Raw genomic sequence first — 26,412 nt, 5'->3', positions numbered from 1 at the left:
CGCGATGACGGATCAACATTCAACAGTGATGTTGACTGATGCGCCGCTATCGCGAGCAAGCTCGCTCCCACAGTTGTTCTCTGTACACAGTCAATGCCACTGTTCCCGTGAAGCGACGATGCAGGCAAGATGAAGGTCTGCAAGTCAGAACACAGGATGCTGATCGTGACCGAAGCTTTTATTGTCGTTCAAACCGCCGAGCAAGCCGTGGATCGGCTTGCGCTCTTGCACAATCGTGCAACCACCGCGTTGAGCCAGGCGCTCAAGCGCTACCTCAAGGATCGCGTCGAGCCCGATGCCGAACAGCGCTCGATGTTCCGCTATCCCGAATTGCGCCTGACCTATCACTGCCAGGGCGAAGTCCCGCAGACCACCCGTGCCTACGCCAAGGTCCAGCTGCCGGGCACCTACAGCGTCACCGTCACCCATCCCTCGGCTTTCCGTAAATACCTGCTGGAACAGCTCGTTCCGCTGATGCACGACTTCACCGTGACCGTGGAAGTCGGTGTCAGCCAGCAGAACATCCCGTATCCGTATGTGGTCGAGCAGGGCGATGAGCTGGCGGGTTCCGGTGTCACTGCCCCCGTGCTGGCGCGGGTGTTCCCGAGCACTGACCTGTCGGCGGCGACCGACGGCATTGCCGACGGTCTGTACGATTGGGAAAACACCGATCCGCTGCCCCTGGCGCTGTTCGATGCCGCGCGGGTGGATTTCTCCCTGCGCCGACTGGTGCATTACACCGGCAGCGACTGGCGGCATGTGCAGCCGTGGATTCTGCTGACCAACTATCACCGCTACGTCGACCAGTTCATCGTCCATGGTCTGGAGCAACTGCGCAACGACCCGCGTTTCGTGCGCATGGTGCTGCCGGGCAACGTGATCATCGAAAAGAGCATGGATCACGGCGAAGCCTCGGCGATTGCCGCCGGGGTGGTCTGGCACCGCTACCAGATGCCGGCCTATCACCTGATCGCCAGCGATGGCCACGGCGTAACCCTGGTCAACATCGGTGTCGGCCCGTCCAACGCCAAGAACATCACCGACCACCTGGCCGTGCTGCGCCCGCACTGCTGGCTGATGATCGGTCACTGCGGCGGCCTGCGTCAGTCGCAGACCATTGGCGACTACGTGCTGGCCCACGCCTACATGCGTCGCGACGGGATTCTCGACCGGGTGGTGCCGCCGAACATACCAATTCCGGCGTTGGCCGAAGTGCAGCTCGCGCTTCAGCAAGCGGCGGCCAACGTCACCGGCGAGAAGGGCGACGAACTGAAGAAACGCCTGCGTACCGGCACCGTGCTGACCTACGACGACCGTAACTGGGAGCTGCGCTGGGCGCAGGAGCGGCCGCTGATCAACCTGTCCCGCGCCGTGGCGGTGGACATGGAAAGCGGCACCATTGCCGCGCAGGGTTATCGCTTGCGGGTGCCGTACGGCACGTTGCTGTGCGTCTCGGACAAGCCGCTGCACAGCGAAATCAAGTTGCCGGGCTCGGCCAACGCTTTCTATGAGCGCGCGGTCAGCCAGCACCTGAAGATCGGTATCGAGGCGGTGGATCTGTTGCGCACCGAACTCAACTCGCTGCACTCGCGCAAACTGCGCAGCTTCGACGAGCCGCCGTTCCGCTAACGGTTTGTCATGGTCATTTGGCGGTCAGGGCACTAGCATTAGCAGCCCTGACCGTTAGATGTTGTTTTGCCCATGTCGCGTCCATCTCGTCCACCTTCCCGTCGCCCCGGCGCGAAGCCATCCCCATCAGCCCCGCGCCGTGTCGCCAAGGCACCACCAGCCGAGCCGAAGCTGATCCTGTTCAACAAACCTTTCGATGTGCTGACGCAATTCAGCGACGGCGAAGGGCGCGCGACCCTCAAGGATTACATCGATGTACCGGGCATCTATCCGGCCGGACGGTTGGACCGCGACAGCGAAGGCTTGTTGCTGCTGACCAACGACGGCCAGCTACAGGCGCGGATCGCCGACCCGAAACACAAGCTGGCCAAGACCTATTGGGTGCAGGTCGAGGGCGAGCCGAACACCGAACAGTTGCAGCGCTTGCGCGACGGCGTCGAATTGAATGACGGCATGACCTTGCCCGCCGAGGTACGGCAACTGGACGAGCCTGAGCTGTGGCCGCGCAATCCGCCGGTTCGCTTCCGTAAAAGCGTGCCGACCAGCTGGCTGGAGTTGGTGATTCGCGAAGGGCGCAACCGGCAGGTGCGGCGCATGACCGCTGCGGTCGGGTTGCCGACCTTGCGCCTGGTGCGAGTCAGGATCGGCGACTGGACGATCGAAGGGCTCGATCAGGGACAGTGGAAAGAAGTACCGGCGCGCTTATAAAGTGCCGGATTCGATCAGGCCGATGACCACACTTTTGATCACGAATGCAGCAACACCAAGGCCGAGCACGAAGAACAGAATGAACGAGCCAAAGCGCCCGGCCTTGGACTTCTTCGCCAGATCCCAGACGATGAAACCCATGAAAATGATCAGGATCGTGACCAGTCCGGTCATCATCCACTCTTCGAATACTGCAGGATCCATCGAACATCTCCAGCACAGGCGAGGCTAAAAGGGCGCGGCGAGTATACGCCGCACTGGCTTCGTGCAGTATTGACCTGCGTCGGTGTGTCGCAGTCATTCGTCGCCTGTGCCGGCCCCATCGCGAGCAAGTTCGCTCCCACAAAGTTTTGTGTTGAGCGCAGTATCGTGATCCATACAAAACCTGTGGGAGCGAGCTTGCTCGCGATGGCGTCCTCAGCTGCGCAGATGAGTCAAAGGCAGTTCGGTGCTGTTCAACACCTGATTCAACACAAAACTCGATCGCACGCTGGTCACGCCTTCAATCCGCGTCAGATGCCCCAGCAGCAGTTTCTGGTAGTGATCCATGTCCGGCACCACGACCTTGAGCTGATAGTCGGCATCCATCCCGGTCACCAGGCTGCATTCGAGCACTTGGGGCAGGGTGCGGATGGCCGCTTCGAAATTCTCGAAACGCTCCGGCGTGTGACGGTCCATGCCGATCAGCACGTAGGCGGTCAGGCTCAGGCCCAGCATCTTGCGGTCGAGCAGGGCGACCTGGCGGGAAATGTAGCCGTCGTCTTCCAGTTGCTTGACCCGCCGCGAGCACGGCGAAGGCGAAAGGCCGATGCGCTCGGCCAGCTCCTGGTTGGAGATGCGTGCGTCGCGCTGCAATTCCGCCAGAATACTCAGGTCGTAACGGTCGAGCTTGCTCATCAATCGGTCCTTTGTCGTAACTATTGCGGAGGATTATGTATCTAGGGTTAAAAATTGCGCAAGTGATGTTTAATTCAGCAATCTTCGCAATCCTCTGCCGACGCTCCCGGCCTATTCTTATCACCAGAATCACTGCTCGGACAAACAGTCCAGTGCGGCTCGCCGAATCAGGCCCGCCGCGGTCGCCACCCCCACCGGGGATGTGCCGGCCCCCGAGCTACACACTGTCCAGAAGACGGCGTGAGGTGAGCCGACGCCACAAGTGTCGAGCCAGGACGAAGTTCTCCAAGGGGAGGCCGACGGGTCTCCCCTTTTTCTTGCGTGGAATTTGACCCGCTGGCCTCAATAAATAAGTTGTGTGACAGATAACCTGTCGCAGAACCGGCCAGCGCTTTCCCAGTCTTAAGTACAGGCCCTTACCCGCAATGAGGTAAAGCATGAAATCGCGCATCTGGCGTTTGGCCGGTGTTGGTTTGTTGTGCGTCAGTGTCTCGGTGCAAACGATGGCCGATGAGCCGCAAAACCGTGGCCATGATGGCGGGCAACGCGGCCAGGGTGGGCATCAGGGCGATAACCAGGGCCGTGGTGGCGGTGACCAGCCGCATCCGCAAAACGGCCAGCAGCAGAATCAGCCCCGGGCGCAGAACAAGGACAACCGCCAGAAAGAGCACGGCGGCCAGAATCAACGTCAGGACAATGACCAGAGGCAGAGCCGTCCAGCACCGGATTTCAACAGCCAGGTGCGCTCGCCGCCGCCACCGCCGCAGATGCCGGCCACTGACATGCCAATCCAACCCCGGCCCGACACCGTGCGCCAGACCCAGGAGCCGCAGCGCGGTTACTACCAGGACCAGCCACGTCGCAACGATGACAAACAGCGCTGGAGTGGTTACACCGTCGCACCGTCCTATGACAATCACGGGCAGGGGCGCCCGAGTGGGCGCGGTAACGGCTGGGGGCCTGGCCCCAGGTATCGTCCCGGTCATGTGATCGACCGCTTTCCCGAGCGCGACTACCGCGTGCCTTACCGTGGCATGGATTACTTCTATTCCGGTGGCTACTGGTATCGCCCGCTGGGCCCGCGTTACGTGGTGGTGCAGCCACCGCGCGGGATTCGTGTCAGGTACCTGCCCGATTACGCCGAGCAGGTATGGATCGGCGGGGCGCTGCTGTTCCTGGCGGCCGGTTCCTATTACGCCTATCAGCAAAGCACTCAGGATTACGTCGTGGTCGAACCGCCGGTTGGCCAACCGCAACCACCCGCTGGCAACAGCGGTTATGACGTGGAGGCGTATCCAGCCAACGGGCAGTCGCCGGAGCAGGTCAGTCGGGACGGTTACGAGTGTTATCAATACGCGGTGCAGCAGAGTGGTTTCGATCCACGAACCGCCACCTACCAGCCAGACCCGTCGGTGGTGCAAGCCTACCGACAGGCCCAGGGTAACTGCCTGAGCAGTCGCGGTTATCAGGTGACTTACTGATCCCGCGCGGCTTTCACCACTTCCTGAGGGTCGGCGTGCACCAGCACTTCGGCCCGCGGGTAGGCGGTGTGAATGGCGGCGGCAGCCTGATCGCTGATGCCATGGGCAACGGATAACGTCAGCTCCCCCGGCAGCTCCAGATGCAACTGCACAAACCACTGGTTGCCGGAGATCCGCGTGCGCAGGTCATGGGCACCCAATACGCCGGGGACGCTGCACGCCAATTCCAGCATGTGCTGGCTGACCTCCGGCGGCAGTTCTTCATCCATCAACACCGCGAAGCTCTCCCTGGCGATCTGCACCGCGCTCCACAGAATGTAGACGGCGATTCCCAGGCCGAACCAGGGGTCGACCTGATGCAGTCCAAACCCGGCCAACACCAGCGCGATCAGAATGCTGCCGTTGAGCAGCATGTCCGAGCGGTAGTGCAGGGAGTCGGCGCGCACCGCGTTGGAGCCGGTGGCCTTGACCACCCGATGTTGAAACATCAACAACGCCAGGGTCAGCACGAGGGAAAACACAATCACGCCGATACTGATCCACGGCGCGCCCACGGGCTCGGGATGCTTCAACCGATCGTAGGCCTGCAACGCGATCAGTACCGCACTGCCGCCGATGAACAACGCCTGGGCCATGCCCGCCAATGACTCGGCCTTGCCGTGCCCGTAGCGATGATCATTGTCGGCCGGGCGCAGGGCGTAATGCACCGCCAGCAGGTTGAGCAATGACGTGACGCCGTCGAGTGTCGAGTCGGTGAGCCCGGCGAGCATGCTCACCGAGCCGCTCAACCACCAGGCGATGGCTTTGGCGACGATCAGGATGCATGCCACCGCCACCGAGGCACGGGTCGCCAGCCGCAGCAGGCGGGCGTGTTCGGAGCTGGAGGTCATAGGGGCCATCGTTCCTTGAAGAGTCCTTTCGCGCGTAGGGATTTACGCGGCGGGTTGCAGGCCGAACATCGCCAGTTGCTGGGCGTTGCCTTTGCTCTGGATCAGGCGTGGATCGTCCAGCGGGAAGCTGCGACCCAGTTCGCTTTCCAGAATAGTCTGCAACTTGCGGTTATCGACTTTGCCGTCGGCGCCGATGGCTTCCTTGAGTTTTTCCGGTGCAACTTGTGCGGTCTCTCCCGGTGCGTAGTAAATCGCGCCGGTGGCGAAGTCCACGGCAAACGCAATCAGGCCGGGGATGATGTAGAACAGCAGGCCCACGGCGTCGAGCGCGGCAATGGCCGGGTCGATCTTGCCTTCGATCTGGCCACGGCGATCCGGGTAGAAGATCGAACCGCAGGCGGTCACTTGAGTCAGCAAGGTTGCGACCAGAACACCGCCAATCAGGCGAAAGGGAGCACGCATATGAAACCTCCTGGGTAATCTCGAAACGAAACGTCGTCGGTATGAATTAAGACCCTGACGAACGCCTTGCAGTTCGCCGTTATACTCGCCGCTCTGTTTGGGAGCCAGCATGATTTCTTTGCCGATCGATGAAGTTTTACCCGCCCTGCGTGAAGCCCTCGCTACACGCCACGAAGCCGTGCTCGAAGCGCCGCCCGGCGCAGGTAAAACCACCCGCGTGCCTTTGGCCTTGCTCAACGAACCGTGGCTGGCCGGGCAGACCATCCTGATGCTTGAACCCCGCCGGTTGGCGGCGCGGGCGGCGGCGGAGCGGCTGGCCAGTGAACTGGGGGAGAAGGTCGGCGAAACCGTGGGCTATCGCATTCGGCTCGACAGCAAGGTCGGTCCCAACACCCGCATTGAAGTGGTCACCGAAGGCATCCTCACCCGGCGTTTGCAGGACGACCCCGCGCTTGAGGGCGTGGGCCTGCTGATCTTCGACGAATTTCATGAACGCAGTCTCGACGCGGATCTGGCACTGGCCCTGAGCCTCAATGGCCGGGAACTGTTCCGTGACGATCAGCCGCTGAAAATCCTCTTGATGTCCGCCACGCTGGAAGGCGAACGCTTGGCCGGGTTGCTCGACGACGCGCCGATCCTGCGCAGCGAAGGGCGCATGTTCCCGGTGGCGATGCGCTGGGGCCGACCGTTCCAGTCCGGTGAATTCATCGAGCCGCGCTTGGTACAAACCATTCTTGAAGCCTTGAACGACGAAACCGGCAGTGTGTTGGTGTTCCTGCCGGGGCAGGCGGAAATCCGGCGCGTGCATCAGCAACTGGCCGATGCCTTGGGCGAAAACACTCAGGTTCTACTGTGCCCATTGCACGGTGAACTGGACCTCGCCGCGCAACGGGCAGCCATCGATCCGGCACCGACGGGCAAGCGCAAAGTGGTGCTGGCCACCAACATCGCCGAAACCAGCCTGACCATCAATGGCGTGCGCGTGGTGATCGATGCCGGGCTGGCTAGGGTGCCGCGTTTCGACCCCGGCAGCGGCATGACCCGTCTCGACACCCAGCGCATTTCCAAGGCCAGCGCCACCCAGCGCGCGGGCCGGGCCGGGCGCCTGGAGCCGGGCGTGTGTTATCGCTTGTGGTCCCAGGATCAGCACGAGCAACTGGCGGCCTATGGCAGTGCGGAAATTCTTTCGGCGGACCTCGCCGGGCTGGCCTTGCAACTGGGACGTTGGGGCGTAAAACCCGAACAGTTGGTGTGGCTCGACGTGCCACCTGCGGCTGCCTATGCACAGGCTCAAGATTTGCTGGAACGCCTCGGAGCGTTGGATGGCGAAACGCTGACCCGTCACGGTCAGGCCATGGCCGAACTGCCGGCGCATCCGCGTATCGCGCATTTGCTGTTGCGCGGCCAGGCGCTGGGACTGGCGGACATGGCCTGCGACGTCGCGGCACTGCTCGGCGAGCGCGATATCTTGCGCGGCGCCGGGGCGGACTTGCACAGCCGACTGGTATTGCTGTCTGGCGAAGAACGCGCCGCACGGGGTGCCCAGGGTGGGGTGCAGCGCGCACGGCAACTGGCGCGGCAGTATCGTGGTTACCTTCGGGGCAAAGCAGCGGAGCCGGTCAGCGATCCAGATCACTCGCGCTGGCTCGGCGCATTGCTGGCGCTGGCCTATCCCGACCGAGTCGCTCAGCAACGGCGCGCCGGTGGTGCGGAATATCGCTTGGCCAACGGACGTGCCGCACTGTTCGCCGAGGCCGACAGCCTGATGAAGCAGCCGTGGTTGGTGATCGCCGATCTGGGCAGTCGCCAGGGCCAGCGTGAGGAGCGGATTTATCTGGCGACGGACTTCGATCCGGCACTCTTCGATTCAGTGCTGGCCGAGCAGGTTCGCTGCGTCGATCAACTGGATTGGGATGAACGCGAAGGCGTACTGCGGGCCGAGCGTCAGCGCAAGGTTGGTGAACTGATCCTCAGTCGTGAACCGCTGACCGGTCTCGATGAAACCGCCCGCAGCCAGGCGCTGGTCAACCTGGTGCGGCGCAAAGGGCTGGAACTGTTGCCGTGGACACCGGAGTTGCGTCAGTGGCAGGCGCGGGTCGCCTTGTTGCGGCAACTGGACCTCGCCGCCAAGGGCGAGAGCGAGTGGCCGGATGTCAGCGACGTGGCATTGCTCAAGAGTTTGGAGCACTGGCTGATGCCGTATCTGGGCAAGGTTTCGCGGCTCAGTCACTTCGCCAACCTGGATCTGTCGAGCATCGTCCACAACCTGCTGCCGTGGCCGCTGCCACAACGCTTGGACGAGCTGGCGCCCCATCATTTGAGCGTGCCGTCAGGCTCCTCGATTCGTCTGGATTACAGCGAACAGCCGCCGATTCTCGCGGTGCGCTTGCAGGAGCTGTTCGGCCTGGCCGAGACCCCGCGCATTGCCGGGGGGCGGCAGGTGGTCAAACTGCATCTGTTGTCCCCGGCGCGGCGACCGGTGCAGGTGACTCAGGACCTGGCCAACTTCTGGCGCAGCACCTACGCCGAGGTTAAGAAGGATCTGAAGGGGCGCTATCCGAAGCATTATTGGCCGGATGATCCGCTGGTGGCCGAAGCAACTGCGCGGATCAAACCCCGTAAATAACGGTTAACACCGGACTCTGTGGCGAGGGGGCTTGCCCCCGTTGGACTGCGCAGCAGGCCCTGCTTTTCAGATGAAGAGTTGGGGCCGCTGCGCGACCCAGCGGGGGCAAGCCCCCTCACCACAGAAGTTACTGCGATCTTTCGGATTTGGCGGTCAGCTGTTCGCGGCAGTAGTCCGCAAACAACTGCGCCGGTTTGGTCAGTTGCCCACGCTTGAGCCATGCCGCCACGAGCCCTGAACCGGTGACGTCTTCAGCGATGTCCACGCACACCACTTTCTGCCCGTCGTAGGTGCACTCCGAATGCGGTTTGGTCACCAGGATCGAGAATCCGAACCCTTGGCCAACCATGCCCCGCACCATCTCGATCGAAGGCGAGCTGAAGGCGATGCGCGGGGTCAGGCCCAGCTCATCGAACAGGCTGACGAAGTAGGTCCGGCTCGGCTGCACGTCCAGAAGAATCATTGGCTCCAGGCACAGGTCCCGCAGCGACACCTGTGCCTGCTGGGCAAAACGGTGATCGGCGGGCAGCAGCGCGTAAGGTCGTTGCGCCGGCATCAGCGGTTCGGTCTCGATGGTGCCGTCCAGATCGTGCTCGTAAAGGATCGCCAGGTCGAAAGCGCCGGAGGTCAGGCCCTGCACCAGCTCTTGTTGCTCGCCGTCGCGGATGCGGATTTCCACCCCCGGGTACAACGCCGAAAATCCGGCGATCAATTGCGGCAGGTACAGCGGTGCGACGGTTTCGAAGCAGCCGATATCGATCTGCCCGGAGACCACATCGTTGTCGGCCAGGGCGTTCTGTTCGAACTCCTTGGCCATGCGCAGCAGTTCCTGGGCCTTGCGGTAGAAGCGTGCACCACTGGGGGTCAATGACACGCCCTGTGCATGGTGACGAATCAGCAGCTGCACGCCGAAACTGTCTTCCAGCCCTTTGATGGCCGTGGAGATCGAGGGCTGGGCGATGTACAGCTTGCGCGAGGCCTCGGCCACGCTGCCGCACTCGACGGTGGTGATGAAGTATTTCAGTTGACGCAGATTGTAGGCAGCCACAGCGAACCTCGGGGGGAGAACGGATCAGGCATCCTGGCAATTTGCGCGCCACCCCTATCCGCTCGGGTAGCGATTTGTTGTGGTTGAACAATAACCACATGCTGCGCCAGAAGGGAGATCGGCTACGTAGTTTTTTCTTGGCCTGCGAACACATTTTTACTGGTTTTCCACCGCTTGGGCCTGAGCGACTATCCAATACACAAGAATGTCCTCTGGAGCATCTGAACGTGTTCGAGCTTGAGTATTGGCAACGCAAGGCCGCTTCCCTGCGGTTTCCCGACCAGTCCGTGATCGACGGCCAGTGCCGCGCGGCGCAGTCGGGGCAGACTTTCGCCGCGATCAACCCCGCCACCGGCCAATGCCTGGCCAACGTTGCCGCCTGCGGCGAAGAAGACGTGAACTCGGCGGTACACAATGCGCGGCAGGTTTTCGAGGCAGGCACCTGGGCTGCGCGCTCACCGACCGAACGCAAGCAAGTGCTGTTGCGCCTGGCCGACTTGATCCTCGAAAACCGTGAAGAACTGGCGCTGCTCGACTCGCTGAACATGGGCAAGCCCGTCGCCGATGCCTACAACGTCGACGTGCCGGGTGCCGCGGGAGTGTTCCGCTGGTACGCCGAAAGCCTCGACAAACTCTACGATCAGGTCGCGCCGAGTGCGCAGAACGTGCTGGCAACCATTACTCGCGAAGCCTTGGGCGTGGTGGCTGCGGTGGTGCCGTGGAATTTCCCTCTGGACATGGCGGCGTGGAAACTCGCCCCAGCCCTGGCCGCCGGTAACTCGGTGATCCTCAAGCCGGCCGAACAGTCGCCGTTTTCCGCCCTGCGCCTGGCTGAGCTGGCGCTGGAAGCCGGTGTACCTGCGGGTGTGCTGAACGTGCTGCCGGGGCTCGGCGAGCAGACCGGCAAGGCCCTCGGCCTGCACCCGGACGTCGATTGCCTGGTGTTCACCGGCTCCACCGAGGTCGGCAAATATTTCATGCAGTACTCGGCGCAATCGAACCTCAAGCAGGTGTGGCTGGAGTGCGGCGGCAAGAGCGCCAACCTGGTGTTTGCCGATTGTCAGGATCTGGACCTGGCGGCCGAGAAAGCCGCGTTCGGTATCTTCTTCAATCAGGGCGAAGTCTGCTCGGCCAACTCGCGGTTGCTGGTGCAGCGCTCGATCCATGACGAGTTTGTCGAACGCCTCAAAACCCAGGCCGAACGCTGGTTGCCGGGCGATCCGCTGGACCCGTCGAGCGCTGCCGGGGCCATCGTCGACAGCCGTCAGACCGCGCGCATCATGAAGTTCATCCAGCAAGCCGAACAGCAAGGCGCGACCAAGGTCTGTGGCGGTCGGCAGTCGATCTTCAACGGCTCGGACAACTTCATCCAGCCGACGATTTTCACCGGCGTGACGCCGGACATGCCGCTGTTTCGCGATGAAGTGTTCGGCCCGGTTCTGGCCGTCACGGTGTTCGACGACGAAGCCCACGCCTTGCAATTGGCCAACGACAGCGTCTACGGTCTGGCGGCTTCGCTGTGGACCGACGACCTCAACCGCGCCCACCGTGTGGCGCGACAATTGCGGGCCGGTACGGTGTCGGTCAACAGCGTCGATGCGCTGGACGTGACCGTGCCTTTTGGCGGTGGCAAGCAGTCGGGTTTCGGCCGCGATCTGTCCCTGCATTCATTCGATAAATACACCCAGTTGAAGACCACCTGGTTTCAATTGCGCTGATAACAAAACGGAGAACTGGCGATGACCACACCACGTGATACCCGCGACTACCAGGCCGCCGACGCTGCGCACCACATCCATGCGTTCGTCGATCAGAAAGCCCTCAACGATGAGGGGCCACGGGTGATGGTCCGTGGCGAGCGCCTGCACCTGTGGGACAACGATGGTCGGCGTTACCTCGACGGCATGTCCGGGTTGTGGTGCACCAACCTCGGTTACGGGCGCAAGGACCTGGCCGCCGCGGCGAGCCGGCAGCTGGAACAGCTGCCGTACTACAACATGTTTTTCCACACCACCCACCCGCAGGTGATCGAGCTGTCCGAGCTGCTGTTCAGCCTGCTGCCGGCTCACTACAGCCACGCGATCTACACCAACTCCGGCTCTGAAGCCAACGAGGTGTTGATCCGCACGGTGCGTCGTTACTGGCAGGTGCTCGGCAAACCCGAGAAGAAAATCATGATCGGCCGCTGGAACGGTTACCACGGTTCGACCCTGGCCGCGACGGCGCTGGGCGGCATGAAGTTCATGCACGAAATGGGCGGCATGATTCCGGACATCGAGCACATCGACGAGCCGTACTTCTTCGCCCACGAAGGCAACCTGACTCCGGCAGAATTCGGTCTGCGCGCGGCGCAGCAACTGGAAGCGAAGATCCTCGAACTGGGTGCTGACAAGGTCGCGGGCTTTATTGCCGAACCGTTCCAGGGCGCCGGCGGCATGATATTCCCGCCGGAAAGCTACTGGCCGGAAATCCAGCGCATCTGCCGCAAGTACGATGTACTGCTGTGCGCCGATGAGGTGATCGGTGGCTTCGGTCGTACCGGCGAATGGTTCGCCCACGAGTACTTCGGTTTCGAGCCGGACACCCTGTCCATCGCCAAGGGCCTGACCTCGGGCTACATCCCCATGGGCGGCTTGATCCTGTCGAAGAAAATGGCCTCGGTGCTGGTGGAGCAGGGCGGTGTGTTTGCCCACGGCCTGACCTATTCCGGGCACCCGGTGGCGGCGGCGGTGGCGATTGCCAACCTCAAGGCCTTGCGCGATGAAGGCGTGGTGACGCGGGTCAAGGACGACATCGGCCCGTACCTGCAGCAGTGTCTGCGCGAAGTGTTCGGCAAGCACCCGCTGGTGGGTGACATCCAGGGCACCGGCATGGTTGCGGCGCTGCAACTGGCCGAAGACAAAACCAGCCGCAAGCGTTTTGCCAACGAAAACGACATTGCGTGGCGCTGCCGTACGATCGGTTTTGAAGAGGGCGTGATCATTCGCTCGACCTTGGGCCGGATGATCATGGCGCCGGCGTTGATTGCCAGCCGTGAGGAGATTGATGAGCTGATCGGCAAGACCCTGAAAGCGGTGGATCGTACGGCGCAGGAGTACGGCCGGATTTGATCTTGTAGCGTTCTCTCGGGCCTCTTCGCGAGCAAGCCCGCTCCCACAGGATTTGTGTCTGCCGCAAGTTTTGGGCACTACACATAACCTGTGGGAGCGGGCTTGCTCGCGAATGCGATGGCCCATTCAACACATTCTTCACCTCTTGCACCCACCTCGGGCATCCCCGCCCGCAGCGCCCTTTCGCGGTGCGCGCTAACGAGTTTTTTCATCGTTCGCATCCACATATTTCCTCATTTTCCTAATCCCGCCCTTGGGCCAACATCGATCTCGCCAGCCCACCGAATGCTGCCCGCCGAAGGGTCCCCGAGAGACCACAGGTTGCAGCCGATTCAGGGCTCGCCGTACTGCCCATGACAAAACTAAATCAACAGCTTTGGGAGTGCTCCATGATCAAGTCCTTGCTTACCCGCGTTGCCCATCCACTGGCGGTCACCGCCATCGCCGCGACGGTCGCCACCAGCGCCCAGGCCGGCACCCTGTCCATCGGTCATACCACTTGGGTCGGCTACGGCACCCTGTACCTGGCCAAGGACCTTGGCTACTTCAAGGAAAACGGTTTGACCGTCGAATTGCCGGTGGTCGAGGAAGCGGCGATGTACATGGCCGCACAAGCTTCCGGCGAGTTGTCCGGCTCGGCGTCGACCATCGACGAGGTGCTCAAGTACCGTCCGCAATTCTGCTTCAAGGCCGTGGCCGCGCTGGACGACAGCCATGGTGGCGACGGCGTGCTGGTGGGCAAGGACGTCAAGAGCCTGCAGGAACTCAAGGGCAAGGCCGTTGCGGTCAACGAAGGTTCGACCTCGCAGTTCTGGTTGTCCTATCTGCTGAAAAAACACGGCATGAGCATGAGCGACATCACCGTGCAGAACATGACGGCCGACGACGCCGCCACCGCGTTCATCGCCGGTCGCGTACCGGCTGCCGTGACCTGGGAACCGCACCTGTCGATGGTTCGCGACAAGAAGCAGGGCAAGGTGCTGATCGACAGCAGCAGCACACCGGGGGTGATCGTCGATGTGGTCGCACTGAACTGCAGCGTGATCGAAAAGCAGCCGGAAGACGTCAAGGCCCTGGTGGCCGGTTTGTATAAAGCTGTGCAGTACACCAAGGATCATCCACAGGAAGCCTACAAAATCATGGCCAAGGGTGTCGGCGGTTACCTGGCCGATCCGAAGGAAATGGAAGCGGCCGCACAGGGCGTGCGTTTTTACGATCAGGCCATGAGCGAAAAACTGCTGGGTTCGCCGGGTAAACCGGGTGACAGCGCACCGCTGATCAAGCTGGCCAACGAGACCGCCAGCGAGCTGCAAGGCAAGCCCTACAACGTCAGCAATGACGACCTGATCGACAACCGCTTCGTCACCCCGCTCTAGGAGGCTGCATGTTCAAGCGCAATTCATGGCTGAGCCGCTGCATCACGCCCAAGACCGGATTGCCGGTCTCGGTGATCTGGAGCGCGAGCGGCCTGGCCTGGGTGCTGTTGGTCGGCCTGTGGGCCGGGTTGTCCTACGGCGGCGTGGTGCCGGGCATGTTCCTGCCGACGCCGGGCGCGGTGGTCGAGGCCGCCGTGCGGTTAGGCCGCGACGGCACCCTTGGCCAACATGTGTGGGCCAGTGTCGAAGTGGTGATGGTCGGTTTCATCGTGTCGTCCCTGGTGGCGGTGCCCCTGGGCTTGTTGATGGGCAGCTTTCGCATCGTCCAGGCCTTCCTTGAGCCGCTGGTGAATTTCATTCGCTACCTGCCGGTGACCTCGTTCGTGCCGCTGTTCATCCTGTGGATCGGCATCGGTCTGGAGCAGCGGGTGTCGGTGATCATTTTCGGCGTCTTCTTCCAGCAACTGGTGATGATCGCGGACGTGTCCAAAGGCATCTCCAAGGACCTGATCAACGCCTCCTACACCCTTGGCTCTAACCGTCGTGACGCGGTGCTGCATGTGATTGCCCCGGCGTCCTTGCCGGGCGTGCTCGACACCCTGCGGGTGACCATGGGCTGGGCCTGGACTTACCTGGTGGTGGCTGAACTGGTGGCCGCATCCAGTGGCCTGGGTTACCTGAGCCTCAAGGCTATGCGTGGCTTTCAGGTGGATGTGATTTTCCTCGCCATCGCGATCATCGGCCTGCTGGGCCTGGTCACCGATCAACTGTTCCGTTTCCTACGTCTGAGGATCACCGCATGGGCTCAGTAACCGCCGCCACTCATCGTTTTGTCGCCCCTCAGGCCGCCCCGGTGAACGCGCCACGGCTGAAGGTGGACAAGGTCAGCCTGAGTTACAAGAAACCCGATGGCGGTACCTTTACCGCGTTACAGGAGGTGTCGTTCGAGGTGCCGGACCAGCAATTCGCTGTGCTGGTGGGGCCTTCGGGCTGCGGCAAGTCGAGCCTGCTGTATCTCACCGCCGGCCTGGCCGAACCGACCTCGGGTGAGATTTACGTTGGCGGCCAGCAGGTCGAAGGCCCCGGCGCGGACCGCGGCATGGTGTTCCAGAGCTACACGCTGTTCCCGTGGCTGACGGTGCGCCAGAACGTCGAGTTCGGCCTCAAGCGGCGTGGCATGCCGGCGGCGCAACGCAAGGACATCGTCGATTACTACGTGAACGAAGTGGGTCTGAGCGGTTTTGCCGACAACTACGCCAAACAGTTGTCCGGCGGGATGATGCAACGTGTCGCCATTGCCCGCGCACTGGCCAATGACCCGCAGATCCTGCTGATGGACGAACCCTTCGGCGCTCTCGACAGCCAGACGCGCCTGCAAATGCAGCAGCTGTTGCTGCGGGTGTGGGGCAACAGCAAAAAGACTGTGTTGTTCGTGACCCACGACATCGACGAGGCGATTCTGCTGGGCGACCGGGTGTATGTGATGGGGGCCAGGCCGGGGCGGATCAAGCAGATTCTGGATGTGCCGATCGAGCGTCCACGCAACCTGGACATGGTCATGGAGCGCTCGTTCATCGAGATGAAGCGCGAGATCTTCGGGCTGCTGCATGATGATCTGGAGGAGGTGCATTAAGTCAGGTTTGCACAGACCTTGTGGGAGCGGGCTTGCTCGCGAAAGCGGTGTATCAGACAACATTGATGTCGGATGTACTGGCCTCTTCGCGAGCAAGCCCGCTCCCACAGGTTTTGTGTTGACTCGGAATCAGGGCGCAACCGGCAACAGAAACCGCGCAATCACCGGCAGGTGATCGGAGATGCGCAATGTATCGTCCTGCCGCACCATCGCCTCTACCCGTTTGATCCGCGGGCTGTAGAACAGGTAGTCGACGGTCCGGTCCGGGCCGTTCAGTCCGGGATCGTTCGGGTAGTGGGTCAGCCAGCGCTCGCGGTCGATGCCACTGGCTTCGTTGTTGGTCGGGATCATCGGGTACTTGTCCCACAGCAGGTGCAACACGCTGTCGGCGGAGTAGGGCGCGCGTTGTGCATCGGGCAGGCGCCGATACTGGCCCAGCGGCAACAAGTTGAAATCCCCACCGATCAACCACGGCGTGCCACGGCTTTCGAGTTTATCGAGGGCCCTGGCCACGGCGTTCACCTGGTTTTGCAAGGTGTTGTCCGCTCGATCGGCGCGCTCCAGATGGGTATTGAGCACCGCTATTTGCCCGCCATCACTCAATGGCAAGTAGCTCACCAGCAAAGCGTCTCTGGGTTTGAATTGGCGGCTGACCGGATTGCCCGAGGCGACTGGCAGTTGCAGCCGTTCGGCATGTTCGATCCGATAACGGCTCAGGGTTGCCAGTTGCCGGCCGACACTGCCGAAGATGTGCGGATTCGGCACGAAGTCGGCTTTCCAGTCGAACGCGCTGGTGCCACACGGATACAAGTCGGCGAGCCGCTCCTGCAGCAGCTTGAACTGGTGCTGGTAATCGCTGGCCTTGGCGCCGTCGTCCAGTTCCTGCAGCAGCACGATGTCCGGTTGTTCGTCACGAATCACCCGCGCCACTTCGTCAAGGCTGAAAGCCATGTCTTCCGCTGTGGGACGTTCGTCGGTGCCCGCGGCCAGGTCATTCCAGAATACGTAGCGCTTGCCGGCCAGGTACTGGACGTTCCAGGTCATCACCTTCAACGCCTGCCCGGGGACCAGGGAGGGGGCCTGGGCACTGCAACTGACGGGCAACAATTCTTTGGCATCGGGGCGCCAGGTCAGGCTGTAGATCATCGCGGCGATCAGGCCGATCACGATCAGCAGGCCCGGCAGGATGTAGCGCAGTAGACGGGTCATGGCTCGGCTTATTAGCGTTACAGGATTGTTCCCGAGCATACCCGAGAGCGAGGGGCGCGCCCAAGGTCAGAGCGAGTTGTCATTTCGTTCAGGCAACGGGTTGATCAGCATGAACAGTCGGAACAGCACCACGCTGGTAAACAGCTGCAGGAAACTGTGGGCGCTGTCGATCAGCATGGATACCACCGGGTTCTGAGGTTCGGGGTACGCCGCCAGCGTCACGCCTTTGAGCAGCCACAACGGCCCCATCACACACAGAATGCACAGCAGGATGCGCAAGAAATGCCCTTGGGTCATGCGCAGGCTTTCCTTCATGGCCGCCAGTGGCGCCAGGCCGCGTAACACCAGCAGGTATTCGCCAAACGCCAGGGTCACCATCAGGTAGATACCCGGCAGGAAATACAGCGACAGGCCCAGCAGAATCAGCACGGTATTGAGCGCGGTCAGCAGGGCGAAGCGTGGCCACAGGCTCGCCGCCATCGCCAGCAGGTCGCGGTTGCGCGGCGACTCGCCGCGGCTGCGGGCGTCGAGAAACAGGATCAGCGCAGCGGTGTACAGCGGGTACACCAGCAAGCCGACTATCACGCTGATGCCGGGGAAACTGTCCGGCTCGGTGGAGTGGTCGACCACTTGTTGCAGCAGCGCCTCAAGCATCACCAGCGGCAGGCACAGCTGCACGATCTGGCCCAGATTGCGCTTGAAGAAATACAGCGAGTCACGCAGGACATCTAACGGATTCATCAGTGGGTATCGCAGGTTGGAAGCAGTGGCTCACTTTAACCGATCAAGCGCTCGTAGACGCAAACGTAAACGTTCGGTAAATGTCATTGAAACATCTTGTTTCAGCCTCCATTAAGGTCGGGCACCTTATCCTCATTGGATAAAGGCAACGATTTTCCCGGCAATCTACGAGGTCGCCATGAACAGCGAAGAACAAACCCTGATCGATGGACTGTTTTCCCGGCTGCAACAGGCCGAAACGGACTCAGCCCCGCGCGACGCCCAGGCCGAGGCGCGGATCAAGGAACACCTGACGCGCCAGCCCGCAGCAGGTTATTTCATGACCCAGGCGATTCTGGTGCAAGAGGCGGCGATCAAGAGCCTCGATGAACAGAACAGGCAACTGACCCAGCAAGTCCAGCAGTTGCAGGCCGAACTGCAACAGGCCAAGGCCCAGGCGACCCCGGCTCCAGCGCCGAGCAGCGGTGGCTTTTTGTCGAGCATCTTTGGCGGCAACTCTCGTGAGCCACAGCCTGCACCCACCCAGAGCTCACCACCCTCGAGCGGTGGCTGGCGCGAGCCGGGACGCTCGTCGTTCGGTTCGCAACCGTCACAGCAGAACTTCGGCGCGCCACCGCAGAACTTTCCCCAGCAGGGCTATGCACCACAGCAACAGGCTCCGGCAGCGGCCGGCAGCAGTTTCCTCGGTGGTGCGCTGAAAACCGCCGCAGGCGTGGCGGGTGGCGTGATGCTGGCACAAGGCATCAGCAGTCTGTTCCATCACAATCAGCAACCGGAAGTCGTCGAAGTCATCAAGGAAGAGCCGGCCCAGGTCAACGACCAGGGCAACAATGGCTGGGGCGATGACCAGCGCATGGCCGGTAACGACTCCTACAGCAACGATCAGGGCGGGTTCAGCGACGCTGACTACAGCGATGACTCGTTATTCGGCGGCGACGACGATTCCTTCGTCTGATACGCCATTCGTCCGGAGCGCAACCGCGCTCCGGGCCGATTATTCGCGGAACAATCCTCGGGGCTGGCATACTGGGCGACTTTTCGGGCCTGGTGCCTGATTCAGCCCTGAGGAAAGCCGGTGAAAAAAATCGCAGTGTTCGCCGATGTCCAGAACCTCTACTACACCGTGCGTCAGGCTTATGGTTGCCACTTCAACTACGCCGCACTGTGGGCTGACATCAGCAAGCAGGGCGAGATCGTCGAAGCCTACGCCTATGCCATCGACCGTGGCGACAGCAAACAGCAGCAGTTCCAGCAGATCCTGCGCAACCTCGGTTTCACCGTGAAGCTCAAACCCTATATCCAGCGCAGCGATGGCTCAGCCAAGGGCGATTGGGACGTGGGCATCACCCTCGACATCATGGATGCCGCCGACCATGTCGATGAAATCGTCCTGGCCTCCGGCGACGGTGATTTCGACATGCTGCTCGAACGCATCATCAGCAAACACGGCGTACAAGCAGTGGCCTACGGCGTACCGGGGCTGACCGCCAACTCGCTGATACGCGCCGCCAGCCGCTACGTGCCGATCGAAGGCGCGTTGCTGCTCAAGAATTGATTTTTACGGAGTAGAACCAGGTTTGGAACGCATCGCAGTCATCGACTTTGAAACCACCGGGATCTCACCGAGCAGCAGCTGCCGGGCCACGGAAATCGCCGTGGTGATCCTTGAACAGGGGCGCATCGTCGAGCGTTACCAAAGCCTGATGAATGCCGGCGTGCGCGTCCCGGCCTTCATCGAACAACTCACCGGCATCAGCAACGCCATGCTGCGCACCGCCCCGTCGGCCGAGCAGGTGATGAACGAAGTGAATGAATTCGTCGGCTGCACGCCGTTGCTCGCGCACAACGCCGCGTTCGACCAGAAGTTCTGGGACTTCGAACTGGGGCGAATCAAACGCACCCGCCTGCAGAACTTTGCCTGCTCGCTGCTGCTGGCTCGCCGCCTGATGCCCGCCGCGCCGAACCACAAACTCGGCACCCTCACCACGTTCGCCAACCTGCCCCACACCGGCAAGGCCCACCGGGCCATGGCCGACGCCGAGATGGCGGCCAACCTTACGGCACACCTGGCCGAAGAGTTGCGCCAGAAACACGGCTTGCGCGAGCTGTCCCATGACTTGCTGTGCAAATTGCAGAAAGTGCCGGCGGCGAAGGTAAACGAACACCTCAAGCGCTATCGCTGATCCCGAAAACACCGCAAGTCCCCTGTGGGAGCGGGCTTGCTCGCGAAAGCGCCAGTTCAGCCAACATCATTGTTGAATGACACACCGCTTTCGCGAGCAAGCCCGCTCCCACATTGGATATGCTGTGGTCTTGGGGTTACTTGCCGTTCGCCTCCAACTGCCCCAGCGGCACCCGCTTCTCTATCGCGCTCGACAACACAATCGACGTCTTGCTGAACCCGAACGTGGCGATCCGGTTGATCAGCTCTTCCAGCTCCGGCATCGAGCCCACCGCCGCTTGCATGATCACGCAGGGATCGCCGGTCACCCGATGGCATTCGGTCAATTGCGGGATTTTGATCAGGTCGTCGTAGGCTTTCTGGTTGCCGTGCTGGTTCAGACGCAGTTCGATCACGCACTGGATCGGCAGGCCGAGCTTGGCCATGTCGACCTTTGCCTGGTAGCCGGTAATCACGCCGCTGGCTTCGAGCTTGGCCACGCGCTCGGCCACGGCCGGGGCGGACAGGTTGACCTTGCGCGCCAGGTCCGCGTAGGACGCGCGACCGTTTTCCAGCAGGGCGCTGAGCAGCATGCGGTCGTACTTATCCATCGGGGGTGACTCCTGAAAATAGCCGACTTTCGAAATCACGGTTTATAGCGCTGAACTCCGTGTTTTGAAAAGTGTACCGGCGCTTTAAACAGGTTTTGTAACTTATTTTCCGGCGCTAGCCTTTCTAGAATAGCCGTTCACTTGTACTTGCCTGTGAGCTGCCTCCATGTCCGGCTTTCGTCGCTTTCCTTTACCCTTGATCGCTGCCTTCTTCGCCTTGTATGTGATTTGGGGCTCGACCTACCTGGTGATCCGCATCGGCGTGGAGTACTGGCCGCCGTTGTTGCTCGCCGGTATCCGTTTCGTCATTGCCGGGACTTTGATGTACGCCTTTCTGCGCTGGCGCGGGGCGCCGGCGCCGACCTGGGCGCAGTGGAAGGCTGCCGGGATCATCGGGATTCTGCTGCTGGCGTGCGGCAACGGCGCTGTGAGTGTGGCCGAGCACACGGGCGTCGCCTCCGGGGTGGCGGCTTTGGCGGTGGCGACGGTGCCACTGTTTACCTTGCTGTGCGGATATTTCTGGGGCGCACGTAATACCCGTCTCGAATGGGCCGGGATTGTGCTCGGCTTGATCGGAATCGCCATGCTCAACCTGGGTTCCAACCTGCAATCGAGTCCATTGGGTGCGGCGTTGCTGATTTTTGCAGCGGCGACCTGGGCGTTTGGTTCTGTTTGGAGCAAACACCTGCCGTTGCCTCAGGGCGCGATGGCCAGCGCTGTGGAAATGCTGGTGGGCGGCGTCGTGTTGCTGATTGCCAGCGCAGTCAGCGGTGAGCACCTGGAAAAGGTGCCACCGATTGAAGGTTGGGCCGCGTTGGCGTATCTGACCGTGTTCGGTTCGATCATCGCCTTCAACGCCTATATGTACCTGTTGAAGCACGTGCGTCCGGCGGCAGCGACCAGTTATGCCTACGTCAACCCGGCGGTGGCGGTGTTGCTGGGGATCGTGTTCGTCGGCGAAACCATTGGCATCGAAGAAGCCCTGGCGATGGCGGTGATCATCAGTGCCGTGGTGTTGATCGGCTTGCCACAATGGCGTCGCACGCCAGAGCGGCCAGTGGTGGTGACGGCAGTGCCGACAGAATCCCGTGTGAATTAGGGTAAACTGCGCGGCATTGCATCTTGTTTTGCACACTTGTTTTGAACAACCCGCGCTGAATTTTCCTACGGTATTCCCATGACTTTCGCCACCCTTGGCCTGATCGAACCCTTGCTGCGCTCCCTCGAGACGCTCGGCTACCAGACTCCGACGCCGGTTCAGGCGCAAGCCATTCCGGCGGTGCTGGCCGGTCGCGACCTGATGGCCGCCGCCCAGACTGGCACCGGCAAGACCGCCGGTTTCGCCCTGCCGCTGTTGCAACTGCTGGCCATGGAAGGGCCGAAAGTCACCGCCAACTCGGTCCGCGCGCTGATCCTGGTACCGACCCGCGAGCTGGCCGAGCAGGTTCACGAAGCCGTGCGCCAGTACGCTGAGAACCTGCCGCTGCGTACTTACGCGGTGTATGGCGGCGTCAGCATCAATCCGCAAATGATGAAGCTGCGCAGCGGTGTCGATCTGTTGGTGGCGACCCCGGGCCGCTTGCTCGACCTGTTCCGCCAGAACGCGCTGAAGTTCAACCAGTTGCAGACCTTGGTGCTGGACGAAGCCGACCGCATGCTCGACCTGGGCTTTTCCGAGGAACTGGCGAACATTTACCGCGCGCTGCCTTCGAGACGTCAGACGTTGCTGTTCTCCGCGACCTTCTCCGATGACATCCGCCTGCTGGCCGGGCAGATGCTCAACGATCCGCTGAGCATCGAAGTCAGCCCGCGCAACGTCGCAGCCAATACGGTCAAGCAATGGATCGTGACGGTGGACAAGAAGCGCAAGCCGGAACTGTTCGTGCACCTGATGCGCAAGGGCAAGTGGAAGCAGGTGCTGGTGTTCGCCAAGACCCGCAACGGCGTGGACGCGCTGGTGGAGAAACTTCAGGGCCTGGGCATCAACGCCGACGGCATCCACGGCGACAAACCCCAGGCGACCCGCCAGCGTGCGCTGGACCGCTTCAAGGCGAGTGAAGTGCAGATCCTGGTCGCTACCGACGTGGCAGCCCGTGGCCTGGACATCGAAGACCTGCCGTTGGTGGTCAACTTCGACTTGCCGATCGTCGCTGAGGATTACATCCACCGCATCGGTCGTACCGGCCGCGCGGGTTCGACCGGCGAGGCGATTTCCCTGGTCTGCGCCGATGAAGTGAATCTGCTGTCGGCCATCGAGATGCTGACCCGCCAGACTTTGAAGCGGCAGAACGAGCCGGACTTCGAACCCGAGCACCGCGTGCCGGACACCGATGCCAGTGGCCAGGTCGTCAAGAAGCCGAAAAAACCGAAGAAGCCCAAGGCTTCCGGTGGTGGCGGTGGTAAACGCAATCTGGGTCGGTGGGTTGATAGCGGTGAGGTTGCGCCGGCGGAGCCTTCGATCAAGCCTGTGCGCAAGGTGCCGGTGTTCAATACCGGGCCGCGCAAGCGTAAGCCTTGATTTACCCCTGCGTCTGTTAGGCCGCCTTCGCGAGCAAGCCCGCTCCCACAGGGGATCTGTGTCGTTCACAAATCCCCTGTGGGAGCGGGCTTGCTCGCGAAGGGCGCGCCTCGGTCTTCAGCCCTTGCGCTGTAACCATTCAACCATCCCCAACCCCGCCGCTCGCCCACTGGCGAAACACGCGGTCAGCAGATAGCCGCCGGTCGGCGCTTCCCAGTCCAGCATCTCTCCCGCGCAGAACACGCCCGGCAGTTGCTTGAGCATCAAACGCTCATCCATCGCCTCGAACAACACCCCGCCAGCGCTGCTGATCGCCTCGTCCAGTGGACGGGTTTTCACCAGTGTCAGTGGCAATGCCTTGATCGCGTTGGCCAGCAAGGCCATGTCGGCAAAGCAGTCGGCGCTGGTCAGTTCACGCAATAGCGCCGCTTTGACCCCATCGATGCCCAACTGACTGTGCAGGTGCTTGGCCATGGAGCGTGATCCCCGGGGTTTGCTCAACGCCGCTGCAACTTTATCCACAGGCCGGCCCGGCAACAGGTCCAGATGAATGGTTGCCGAGCCGTGCTGGTTGATCGCTTCGCGGATGGGGGCCGACAGGGCGTAGATCAGACTGCCCTCGATCCCGGTGGCGGTAATCACACATTCGCCGAGTCGCGGCACGTCATCGTTAAGGCCGATGGCGATGTTTTTCAGCGGCGCGCCGGCGAATTTGCTGACCATCAATTCGCTCCAGGCCTGCACCTCGAAGCCGCAATTACTGGGTTGCAACGGCGCCAGTCCTACACCGCGTTGCTCCAGTGGCAGCATCCACGCGCCGTCTGAACCCAGGCGCGACCAACTGCCGCCACCGAGGGCGAGCAGGGTGGCGTCGGCTTGCACGGTTGTTTCACCTTCCGGGCTGTCGATACGCAATCCGCCACGCTCGTCCCAGCCGAGCCAGCGGTGGCGGGTGTGGATAACTACGCCACTGTCGCGCAGGCGTTTGAGCCAGGCGCGCAGCAGCGGCGCGGCCTTCATGTCGGTGGGGAATACCCGGCCGGAGCTGCCGACGAAGGTCTCGATGCCCAGTTCATGAATCCACTGACACAACGCTTCGGCGCCGAAGCCGCGCAGCAGCGGGGCGATCTGCGGGGCGCGTTTGGCGTAGCGTGAGAGAAATGCCGGGTAGGCTTCGGAGTGCGTGATGTTCATGCCGCCGACGCCGGCCAGGAGGAATTTTCGCCCCACTGAAGGCATACCGTCGTACAGGTCGACCTTGATCCCGGCCTGGCTCAACACTTCGGCCGCCATCAGACCGGCGGGGCCGCCACCGATGATGGCGACGCGGGAAGGGGAGGAGGTCGAAGATCGGGTCATGGAGTGCGCTGCGGTTTTGGCGAATGAAGCCGGGCATTCTACCAGCCCAGACCTCTGTAGGAGCGAGCCTGCTCGCGATGGTCTTGAACGATTACGCGGGAAACCGGATGCCCGGCGGCGACGTTGCGTTTTTCGCGAGCAGGCTCGCTCCTACAGGGATCTTTGGTGAATTCGAGGGTTGGTTAAAAAACAACCACCGCTCTGTAGCCCAATCTCCGCATGGGCTGCAGGCCCTTTCACTCAGGTTATCCACAGGCAGCTCCACAGGCATTGTGGGTAAAGCATCCACAACTCAGTGACAACCTGATGACTGCCAGACGCGCTGCGCGCTGTGATGGAGGATGCCGTGACGGCGTGCCAGGGCCTGGCGGTCCTTGCTGTAGCCGCCGCCGATTACCCCGACCACCGGAATGTCACGGCCCAGGCAATGACGCATCACGCTTTCATCGCGGGCGGCGACGCCTTCGTCTGTCAGCTTCAGATAACCCAGGGCGTCGTCCTTATGCACATCGACCCCGGCGTCATACAGCACCAGATCCGGTTGGTAGAGTGGCAGCAGGTAGTTGAGTGCATCGTCCACCACCTTCAGGTAGTCGGCATCGCCCATGCCTTTGGGCAGTGGAATGTCCCAATCACTTTCGGCCTTGCGTGCGGGAAAGTTCTTCTCGCAGTGCAGGGAAACGGTCACCGCTTCCGGGGTGTTATGAAGTATTCGTGCAGTCCCGTCGCCCTGATGCACGTCGCAATCGAAGATCAGCACGCGGTTCACCCGACCACTTTCCAGCAGGTAATGGCTGATCACCGCCAGGTCATTGAAGATGCAGAATCCGGCCGGGTAATCGTAGTGCGCATGGTGGGTGCCGCCCGCGAGGTGGCAGGCCAGACCATGCTCCAGCGCCTGCTCGGCCGACAGCAACGAGCCGCCCACCGCCCGTACCGTGCGTCGGGCCAGAGCTTCGTTCCAGGGCAGGCCGAGGCGGCGCTGGTCTTCGCGGGATAATTCGCCACTCATGTAGCGCTCGATATACGAAGGGTCATGGGCGAGGGCGAGAATCTCTGCGGGACACAGGTCCGGGCGCAGCAGATCGGCGTCGCGGGTCAGGCCGCTGCCCACCAGGTGATCGCGCAACAGGCGGAACTTGTCCATGGGGAAGCGGTGATCCGCCGGAAACTCTGGACTGTAGTCTTCGTGATAAATCAGCGGCAGTGGCATGGTCATTTCATGTAGGAATGAGAGACGGATCCTACCAGCGTTGTAGACTGGCGACATTGAAATGGAGGGGCGGGGCACGATGGAGCCAATACTGGAACTTGAAAGCGCTCGGCTGCTGTTGCGCCAGTGGCGCGATGAAGATTTACCTGACTTTGCGGCGATGTGTGCCGATCCGCAGGTGATGCGCTATTTCCCGGCAGCCTTGAGTCGGCTGGAGAGCGCCTCATTGATCGGGCGAATCCGTGGTCATTTCGCCGAGCATGGTTTCGGCCTATGGGCTCTGGAACGCAAGGACACCGGCCAATTCATCGGTTTTACCGGGCTCGGTGTGGTCGGTTTCGACGCGCCTTTCACCCCGGCCACGGAAATCGGCTGGCGCCTGGCCCGCGAGCACTGGGGGTTGGGTTACGCCAGTGAAGCGGCGTGGACCGCTCTGCGCTGCGGGTTTGACCGCTTGCTGCTGAGCGAAGTCGTGTCCTTTACCGCTGACAGTAACCTGCCGTCGCAGAAAGTCATGCAGGCGATTGGCATGCATCACGATCCGGCCGATGACTTCGATCATCCCAAGCTCTCCGTCGATCATCCCCTGCATCACCACGTGTTGTACCGCATCAGCCGTGAACAATGGCTGCAAACCTTGCATGGATAACCTGACACGGACGTTTACAATGGACCACATGTTGGCCCGGGCCAGAAACTGAATCGACCGCCGCAGCCAAGACTGGGCGGTATTGCGTTGT

The 26,412-nt window shown here is 61.8% G+C and carries 25 protein-coding genes; 15 read left to right on the top strand and 10 right to left on the bottom strand.

Annotated features, from left to right (window positions below):
- The first annotated feature begins 129 nt into the window (after nucleotides 1–129).
- Nucleotides 130–1,629 (top strand): AMP nucleosidase, encoded by a 1,500-nt coding sequence (gene amn, locus KGB29_RS13445; protein ID WP_191622263.1) that lies wholly within the window; start codon nucleotides 130–132, stop codon nucleotides 1,627–1,629.
- 72 nt (nucleotides 1,630–1,701) lie between these two features.
- Nucleotides 1,702–2,337 carry a pseudouridine synthase gene (locus KGB29_RS13440; RefSeq protein WP_150814326.1) on the top strand — a complete coding sequence of 212 codons (636 nt, stop codon included), beginning with the start codon at nucleotides 1,702–1,704 and terminating at the stop codon, nucleotides 2,335–2,337.
- Here KGB29_RS13440 and KGB29_RS13435 read toward each other — a convergent pair.
- Nucleotides 2,332–2,541, bottom strand: a complete 210-nt coding sequence (locus tag KGB29_RS13435) for a DUF2788 domain-containing protein (RefSeq protein ID WP_008022976.1) — start codon at nucleotides 2,539–2,541, stop codon at nucleotides 2,332–2,334. The genes KGB29_RS13440 and KGB29_RS13435 overlap by 6 nt on opposite strands.
- A gap of 213 nt (nucleotides 2,542–2,754) precedes the next feature.
- Nucleotides 2,755–3,234: an Lrp/AsnC family transcriptional regulator gene (locus KGB29_RS13430; protein WP_007937367.1), complete on the bottom strand. Its 480-nt coding sequence runs from the start codon at nucleotides 3,232–3,234 to the stop codon at nucleotides 2,755–2,757.
- Nucleotides 3,235–3,671: 437 nt separating this feature from the next.
- Here KGB29_RS13430 and KGB29_RS13425 point away from each other — a divergent pair, with 437 nt between their 5' ends.
- On the top strand, nucleotides 3,672–4,715 hold the full coding sequence (locus KGB29_RS13425) for a DUF6515 family protein (RefSeq protein WP_150814325.1): 1,044 nt from the start codon (nucleotides 3,672–3,674) through the stop codon (nucleotides 4,713–4,715).
- On the opposite strand, the gene KGB29_RS13420 is transcribed toward KGB29_RS13425, so the two are convergent.
- Nucleotides 4,709–5,605 (bottom strand): cation diffusion facilitator family transporter, encoded by an 897-nt coding sequence (locus tag KGB29_RS13420; protein ID WP_057713176.1) that lies wholly within the window; start codon nucleotides 5,603–5,605, stop codon nucleotides 4,709–4,711. The two genes, KGB29_RS13425 and KGB29_RS13420, sit on opposite strands and share 7 nt — an antisense overlap.
- Before the next feature lie 42 nt (nucleotides 5,606–5,647).
- Nucleotides 5,648–6,067: a hypothetical protein gene (locus KGB29_RS13415; RefSeq protein WP_057713177.1), complete on the bottom strand. Its 420-nt coding sequence runs from the start codon at nucleotides 6,065–6,067 to the stop codon at nucleotides 5,648–5,650.
- A 109-nt stretch (nucleotides 6,068–6,176) separates the two neighbouring features.
- Here KGB29_RS13415 and hrpB point away from each other — a divergent pair, with 109 nt between their 5' ends.
- A complete protein-coding gene (gene hrpB / locus KGB29_RS13410) occupies nucleotides 6,177–8,693 on the top strand; it encodes an ATP-dependent helicase HrpB (RefSeq protein ID WP_218543908.1) in 2,517 nt (838 codons plus the stop codon).
- Nucleotides 8,694–8,820: 127 nt separating this feature from the next.
- Here hrpB and KGB29_RS13405 read toward each other — a convergent pair whose 3' ends face one another.
- Complete coding sequence (locus tag KGB29_RS13405) at nucleotides 8,821–9,741, bottom strand: LysR family transcriptional regulator (RefSeq protein ID WP_057713179.1); 921 nt, start codon at nucleotides 9,739–9,741, stop codon at nucleotides 8,821–8,823.
- 227 nt (nucleotides 9,742–9,968) lie between these two features.
- Here KGB29_RS13405 and KGB29_RS13400 point away from each other — a divergent pair, with 227 nt between their 5' ends.
- From KGB29_RS13400 to KGB29_RS13380, 5 genes are all read left to right on the top strand, one after another.
- Nucleotides 9,969–11,459, top strand: coding sequence for an aldehyde dehydrogenase (locus tag KGB29_RS13400; RefSeq protein WP_150814315.1), 1,491 nt, complete (start codon nucleotides 9,969–9,971; stop codon nucleotides 11,457–11,459).
- 21 nt (nucleotides 11,460–11,480) lie between these two features.
- On the top strand, nucleotides 11,481–12,851 hold the full coding sequence (locus KGB29_RS13395) for an aspartate aminotransferase family protein (protein ID WP_150814314.1): 1,371 nt from the start codon (nucleotides 11,481–11,483) through the stop codon (nucleotides 12,849–12,851).
- A gap of 389 nt (nucleotides 12,852–13,240) precedes the next feature.
- Complete coding sequence (locus tag KGB29_RS13390) at nucleotides 13,241–14,227, top strand: ABC transporter substrate-binding protein (protein ID WP_057713182.1); 987 nt, start codon at nucleotides 13,241–13,243, stop codon at nucleotides 14,225–14,227.
- 8 nt (nucleotides 14,228–14,235) lie between these two features.
- Nucleotides 14,236–15,039, top strand: a complete 804-nt coding sequence (locus KGB29_RS13385) for an ABC transporter permease (RefSeq protein WP_007990681.1) — start codon at nucleotides 14,236–14,238, stop codon at nucleotides 15,037–15,039.
- A complete protein-coding gene (locus KGB29_RS13380) occupies nucleotides 15,027–15,860 on the top strand; it encodes an ABC transporter ATP-binding protein (RefSeq protein WP_150813532.1) in 834 nt (277 codons plus the stop codon). Before KGB29_RS13385 ends, KGB29_RS13380 begins: the two co-directional genes overlap by 13 nt.
- Nucleotides 15,861–15,989: 129 nt before the next feature.
- Here the strand turns inward: KGB29_RS13380 and KGB29_RS13375 are convergent, their stop codons facing one another.
- Nucleotides 15,990–17,069 carry an endonuclease/exonuclease/phosphatase family protein gene (locus KGB29_RS13375; RefSeq protein WP_150813531.1) on the bottom strand — a complete coding sequence of 360 codons (1,080 nt, stop codon included), beginning with the start codon at nucleotides 17,067–17,069 and terminating at the stop codon, nucleotides 15,990–15,992.
- 66 nt (nucleotides 17,070–17,135) lie between these two features.
- Nucleotides 17,136–17,810, bottom strand: a complete 675-nt coding sequence (locus KGB29_RS13370; protein WP_057713185.1) for a YciC family protein — start codon at nucleotides 17,808–17,810, stop codon at nucleotides 17,136–17,138.
- 178 nt (nucleotides 17,811–17,988) lie between these two features.
- On the opposite strand from KGB29_RS13370, the gene KGB29_RS13365 reads away from it, so the two are divergent.
- The 3 genes from KGB29_RS13365 (at nucleotide 17,989) to KGB29_RS13355 (ending at nucleotide 19,993) form a co-directional block, all read left to right on the top strand.
- Nucleotides 17,989–18,765, top strand: coding sequence for a DUF2076 domain-containing protein (locus KGB29_RS13365; protein WP_150813530.1), 777 nt, complete (start codon nucleotides 17,989–17,991; stop codon nucleotides 18,763–18,765).
- A 120-nt stretch (nucleotides 18,766–18,885) separates the two neighbouring features.
- Nucleotides 18,886–19,365, top strand: a complete 480-nt coding sequence (locus KGB29_RS13360) for an NYN domain-containing protein (RefSeq protein WP_007990686.1) — start codon at nucleotides 18,886–18,888, stop codon at nucleotides 19,363–19,365.
- Nucleotides 19,366–19,387: 22 nt separating this feature from the next.
- Complete coding sequence (locus KGB29_RS13355) at nucleotides 19,388–19,993, top strand: PolC-type DNA polymerase III (protein WP_150813529.1); 606 nt, start codon at nucleotides 19,388–19,390, stop codon at nucleotides 19,991–19,993.
- Between the two features lie 136 nt (nucleotides 19,994–20,129).
- Here KGB29_RS13355 and KGB29_RS13345 read toward each other — a convergent pair whose 3' ends face one another.
- Nucleotides 20,130–20,582 (bottom strand): Lrp/AsnC family transcriptional regulator, encoded by a 453-nt coding sequence (locus tag KGB29_RS13345; protein WP_102670812.1) that lies wholly within the window; start codon nucleotides 20,580–20,582, stop codon nucleotides 20,130–20,132.
- A gap of 166 nt (nucleotides 20,583–20,748) precedes the next feature.
- Between KGB29_RS13345 and yedA the strand changes: the two genes are divergently transcribed.
- Complete coding sequence (gene yedA, locus KGB29_RS13340; RefSeq protein ID WP_150813528.1) at nucleotides 20,749–21,681, top strand: drug/metabolite exporter YedA; 933 nt, start codon at nucleotides 20,749–20,751, stop codon at nucleotides 21,679–21,681.
- A gap of 78 nt (nucleotides 21,682–21,759) precedes the next feature.
- Complete coding sequence (locus KGB29_RS13335) at nucleotides 21,760–23,100, top strand: DEAD/DEAH box helicase (protein WP_150813527.1); 1,341 nt, start codon at nucleotides 21,760–21,762, stop codon at nucleotides 23,098–23,100.
- A gap of 117 nt (nucleotides 23,101–23,217) precedes the next feature.
- Here KGB29_RS13335 and KGB29_RS13330 read toward each other — a convergent pair whose 3' ends face one another.
- Together KGB29_RS13330 and KGB29_RS13325 are read right to left on the bottom strand one after the other, a co-directional pair.
- Nucleotides 23,218–24,459: a TIGR03862 family flavoprotein gene (locus KGB29_RS13330; RefSeq protein ID WP_150813526.1), complete on the bottom strand. Its 1,242-nt coding sequence runs from the start codon at nucleotides 24,457–24,459 to the stop codon at nucleotides 23,218–23,220.
- Between the two features lie 292 nt (nucleotides 24,460–24,751).
- On the bottom strand, nucleotides 24,752–25,672 hold the full coding sequence (locus KGB29_RS13325) for a histone deacetylase (protein ID WP_150813524.1): 921 nt from the start codon (nucleotides 25,670–25,672) through the stop codon (nucleotides 24,752–24,754).
- Nucleotides 25,673–25,751: 79 nt separating this feature from the next.
- On the opposite strand from KGB29_RS13325, the gene KGB29_RS13320 reads away from it, so the two are divergent.
- Complete coding sequence (locus KGB29_RS13320; protein ID WP_150813523.1) at nucleotides 25,752–26,321, top strand: GNAT family N-acetyltransferase; 570 nt, start codon at nucleotides 25,752–25,754, stop codon at nucleotides 26,319–26,321.
- The last annotated feature ends 91 nt before the right edge of the window (nucleotides 26,322–26,412 follow it).

Source organism: Pseudomonas sp. BF-B-30, from assembly GCF_019956305.1.
In the GTDB taxonomy this organism is placed as follows: domain Bacteria; phylum Pseudomonadota; class Gammaproteobacteria; order Pseudomonadales; family Pseudomonadaceae; genus Aquipseudomonas; species Aquipseudomonas jessenii.
This window is presented reverse-complemented; position numbering and strand designations above follow the sequence as displayed.